Source organism: Celeribacter sp., assembly GCF_048266405.1.
GTDB lineage: Bacteria > Pseudomonadota > Alphaproteobacteria > Rhodobacterales > Rhodobacteraceae > Celeribacter.
Genome location: NZ_JBLWZO010000046.1, coordinates 1 through 5,052 on the forward strand (window position 1 = coordinate 1; position 5,052 = coordinate 5,052).

Here is a 5,052-nt window from a genome sequence, read left to right on the forward strand (position 1 = left end):
TATTTGTTCAATTTTATAAATAGTTCAATACGGTCATTTTCTACATACTCATAATATTGTACAAACAGCCAAAACCCGCCAAAGATAGGCCTCAAAGGAGATCACCATGGCCATGATCGGATATGCGCGTGTGTCGACTGTCGGGCAAACGCTTGAGGGACAGGTAGCTGCGCTCAATGAAGCCGGCGCTGATTACGTTGTCGAAGAGACCGGTTCCGGCGGGGATCGTGACCGCCCTGCCCTGCGCAAGCTGCTCCAGCGGATCAAGCGCGGTGACGTGCTGCTGGTCGTGCGGATTGACCGGCTGGCACGGTCTGTGGCGCATCTGTTGGAGGTGATCGAGGAGCTGGGCTCCAAGGGCGCCGGATTCCGCTCCCTGGGCGATCCGGTGGACACGACCACGGCGCAGGGGAAGTTCACGCTACAGATTCTTGGTGCCGTTGCCGAGTTGGAGCGCGCCTTGATCCGAGAGCGCACTATCGCTGGATTAGAGACTGCACGGCGCGCCGGACGGGTTGGCGGCAATCCGAAACTCAAAGCCCGCGATCCGGAGGCACTGAAGGCCGTAGCCCGCGCCCGTGACGATCAGTTCTTTGACGAGATCAACGCGAAGGCGGATGAATGGTTGCCTGCTGTGCGCCAGATGCGGCCGGACAAATCGTGGCAAGCCGTGGCGGACACAATCAACCGTCAGCACCCTGCCCCATCGAAACCGTGGTCCCCTGATCGCGTCAAACGCGCCGCGCGACGCTTTGTGAAAGACGGTATGCTCGACGCCGCCGTGATGTCCCGCGCGCCGAAAGCCCAACCTTCCGACCGGCTCGCCGCCATCGTCGCAGCTATGGTTAAAGCCAATCCGAAGATTACTCTGCGCGAGATTGCCCGTGCTCTGGAACAAATGCGGGAACGCAGCCCGTCGGGTGCGGCGCAGTGGTCGGTCTCTTCGGTGAAGATGCTAAAGGACCGCGCTCTGAGGATGGGGTTAATTGGAGAGACGAACAGATAAAGGCTTCGGATGGAGATAGCACTTTGTATTCGGGCTCCTACCTGTAACTCGAATTTCCAGCTGTAAGAACGGTGCATGGATTTTTTCTAGTGCAGGTGGACGAAGACCAAAACGGTCATAATAGATCTTCCCTGTCTGCCAATGTCGCGTCGGTTGCATCCAGTCACAAGGATCATGTCCCGAACCCAGCCCCCAAGTGGCACTGTTCTCACCTCCACCGGGAACCGCCCTGTATTCAAGCTTCAGGTTTTCATCTATTAGCATGTCTGCACCCCACCATGTTTCAACCCAAAGCATCTCACGCCGAGTAATCAACGATGGCTTTACGCGCACCCCCAAAAGGGTCAAACCGTTGAGGTAGAATGGCTTAATACACGCATCCTGTGGCACATGTGATGCCTGCCCATAGCTAGTGGCTGGAGCAAAGCTCTTCAAAAGGTCAAGACGCTTTTCTTTCCGCAGAGCTTTGGTTGCTCTTGGCTCTCCGCCTTGCACTGACGCGATATCAATTACTGCCGTCCCTCCCATGGAGCTCACAGATGCACCTAGCGTCCCACAACTTAGCATGAAATCTTCTACTGCTCTCTGCACAGCATCTCCCCGCAAGCATTCGCTGAAGCCATAACCGACACCAACCGGCACAAATTCCAGCCAATCGACACCACTATGGCTCAAACCCAAGCGAAACACCCCCCTCGTCTTCACTTCATTATGTAGCGCATCCGACAAAAGAGACCCAAGCCCGCGTAGTATCGGCTTGGTTTTATAAATCTCAACGTTCGGAAGCCCGCGCCCTCCGTTTCCGAAAACAGCATCTGCTCCTACATCGATCAAGGCGTGAGATATCTCCTCTTGCCTCTGAGCATTGCTATGCGCCCCCCAATGTATCGACACAAACACAAGGTCTGCCTCCCTGGCTGCCGTAGCAAACCGCGGTTCCAATTCAATCTGCCATTGAGCGACATCACTCGAAGACAGATAAGCCGTACCAGCATCTGTGGCCGTTGCAGAGAACCTTGGTTGAGCAGTATCAAGGCTGAACAAGGCGATACGGAGTTCGCCCACGTGACAGATGGCAGGCCGAAAAGCCTCCTCACGACTGCGCCCACTACCCACATTGGCAATCCCAACAGCGTCAAGGATATCCTGCTGTTGCATCAACGCGGCAGGGCCATAATCTCCACTGTGCGAATTCGCGACAGTAACGACATCAATGCCAGCATCAGCAAGAACGGCAATCATCTCAGGGCGCGCGCGCCGATAAAACGGCCCGTGCTCCCCTTTATCGGTACCTTGTGTCCCAAGAGTACTCACCACACAGTCGAGAGACACGATAGAAAGGTCTGCGGCCTTCAATGGTGGAATATCAACCACCTGCCCAGCCCCAAGCTGTGCAGCTCGATCATGTACACGTCCCCCAAGGTTTACCCCGCCCCCAATGACCAAAGTGGCTTGTGCGGGCCGAGGCAAATATTCTTTAGGCACATCAGATCCCGAAAGTTCTTCCGCAGGCGGATTCGTCTCGATATCTCTTCTTTCAAGATAATGCCGCAAATACGCGACATACCCTGAAAGGTAATGCTCGACATCATCAATGCGCACTCGGAACGCATGATGGCGGATAAAGAAGCTTCCTAAAACTCGCGCAGGATGTTTGAAAAACATCGCAACTTCAGGCCAGAAAAACCCATTCAACATGTATTGCGCGCGCGTCTCCAAAGCACGGTAGAACTTATCCTTATCAAGCTGTTTTAGAAGGTGTCGATGTTCTGCAGAGCGCTCTAGCCGGACGATCATTTTATGCGACGCCATCATCAACTCAAGCAACGTAGGAAAGGTCGTGATCCTCTCAATGACAAAATCCAGATGGCCAACAATATTCTTAAGACCAAACTGGAAATAACGCTCCTCTGGCCGATAGCGCGTTAGTTCATTCACGCAATAGCCGAGCCAATGATCATGTATTTTCCAATGATCCTGCGCGATAAAATACTCAAATGCTTTTTCTACCACAGCGAGCCAGCGGTCATCCTTGGTCAACTCATAAAGCCGCATCAAGCCAAAGGCTGCTTCACCATCATAGTAGATAACCCGGAACGTATCCTTGACCGTCAGGTCATCCGCATTCAAGACATGGGCCAATTGCCCTGTTTCTCTATTTTGAAGATACGAAATACCAAGCGCCAACGCGTCTAAAAGGGCCATGTGACGTCGGTCAGAGGTCAACTCTGTGTACTTGACCAGCGCCAGAATACAGACAGCACTTCCACCAAGTTTGATCTCGTTTTTTACGTCCTGAAGATAAGCGACCTTGCTACCATTAGGTAGATCGTAATACCGCACCAAGGTTTCCGTTAAAAAGCCTAGAGCACGATCAATTGCCTGTTTAAGAGCAATGTCACCGGTCACCTCCCAAGCCTCTAACATTGAATAAAGCGTGCTCGCATGACGCAACGTATTGTATGAATTTATTTCCCTATCAAAACAGGGATGAAGCCCATAAATAAACCGACCTTTTTCATCGATCTGCTCGGCCAGAAAACGACTAGACTCATCAATCAACTGCAAGACACACTGCTTGTCCACCGCAGCGACCTTGCGGCGCCCTGTGTCCCTCCCCTCGACACCACCCTCAAACCCATAAAGCGGTTTCGGTGGCTGATCCGCTTGGAGGAAAAATGCCTCAGTCGCAAAAAGGTAGACAGGCGCTTCCTCCGAACTCGGCAACTCGAAACCTTTCCCAAACCGACGCTTACCGTAGATTCCAAAATTCTTGAGGTTCAGTCCCGCATGCTCGACATGATTTCCCAAATAGAGCATCGCATTGGCGTTCAATTCCTGTTCAAGAAACGCGTTCGAAAACTCAATATCCAGGGCAATACCATATCTAAAGTAGTTGCGCTTACTGCTCTGGATGGCCTGGCGAGCCTGTTTCCAAGACATTTGCCAACTGCGGCAGATCCAATCGACGCGCAACCATCGGACTAATGGATCCGGTTTTGGATGTGCAGCCAGCCATCGTGTCAACTGCTCCCAGATGTTTTCAAGATCCGGTCCCGAGAAATGCACCACCGTTGCCCTTGCAGCACCATCACTCATTGAAAAGAAAATGCGTATCGGCGCGTTACTCTCAGCTGAAGAAATAGCATAGATCAAAGCAGAACGTGCCTGTTCCAAAAGCTGGCTTAAGGGCACCTTTGGATATGCTTCCACACGCGACAACGGTTCTTTGGGTGGCTCCGTCATATATGCTGACCTCTGTGTCTGCTTGCAAAGAACGGTTTTTCCACCATTCAGCTCCCCTTCGGCACAACTCCAGGCACGCACATCAAAAAAAACTCAACCGAAGACCTTTAGCTCATCAATGTTGGGGGAAACATCACCACCAGGTACGAGCGCCATGACGTCTCTCAAGATGAAAGCCCCCCAGTCTTGGATCAATACAATAACGCACGGTTATTTCTATGATTAAAAAAACATGGTGCATATCAGCAAGACTTACAAAGAAGAACGGCATGCTCCAATAACGAAAAAAGGTGCGTAGCAGAACTCATACAAAGATCGAGGCAGTCAAAAAACTGGACACACGCAAGAAAAATGCGCCAAACTGTCTACTATCGTTTTATATTCCAAGGGAAGAGAGACAGATCATGCTGGGTGAGTGGTTTTTGGGGGTACACAATCTGCCTCTCAAGTTCTGAGACTTCGTCTTGAAAGACTAACCTCAGGGGGAGAAGAAGCTCTGCAGGGTGCTTCTCCTACGCCTTCCAGAAGTGGATGGAAGACGATCTCGGTATCGTGTCTACTTGACCACACGATATTTTAGGTAGGGCCCGGACGGAATATTCCGTCCGGGCTTTTAATTTTAGATCGGCAAGTCGTCAGTCAGGCCACCCAGCAAGTCATCCGTGATACCGCCCAACAGGTCTCCAGCTGCAGACGGGTCACCGTCTGTAACAAGCGTCAGACCTGTTGCATCGGCCACAAGACCTTCGTCTCCGATCACCTCACCAAGCACACCGTCATTACCGGTAACATCTCCCAGC

2 protein-coding genes and 1 pseudogene are annotated in these 5,052 nt (G+C 52.0%); 1 reads left to right on the forward strand and 2 read right to left on the reverse strand.

The window, feature by feature from the left end; genetic code table 11:
• Positions 1–106: 106 nt before the first annotated feature.
• Positions 107–1,006 carry a recombinase family protein gene (locus ACN0TS_RS19165; protein WP_417247562.1) on the forward strand — a complete coding sequence of 300 codons (900 nt, stop codon included), beginning with the start codon at positions 107–109 and terminating at the stop codon, positions 1,004–1,006.
• Here the strand turns inward: ACN0TS_RS19165 and ACN0TS_RS19170 are convergent.
• Together ACN0TS_RS19170 and ACN0TS_RS19175 are read right to left on the reverse strand one after the other, a co-directional pair.
• Positions 983–4,252 (reverse strand): CapA family protein, encoded by a 3,270-nt coding sequence (locus ACN0TS_RS19170; protein WP_417260903.1) that lies wholly within the window; start codon positions 4,250–4,252, stop codon positions 983–985. The two genes, ACN0TS_RS19165 and ACN0TS_RS19170, sit on opposite strands and share 24 nt — an antisense overlap.
• 619 nt (positions 4,253–4,871) lie before the next feature.
• Positions 4,872–5,052: pseudogene (locus ACN0TS_RS19175) on the reverse strand (hypothetical protein); the annotation flags it as partial.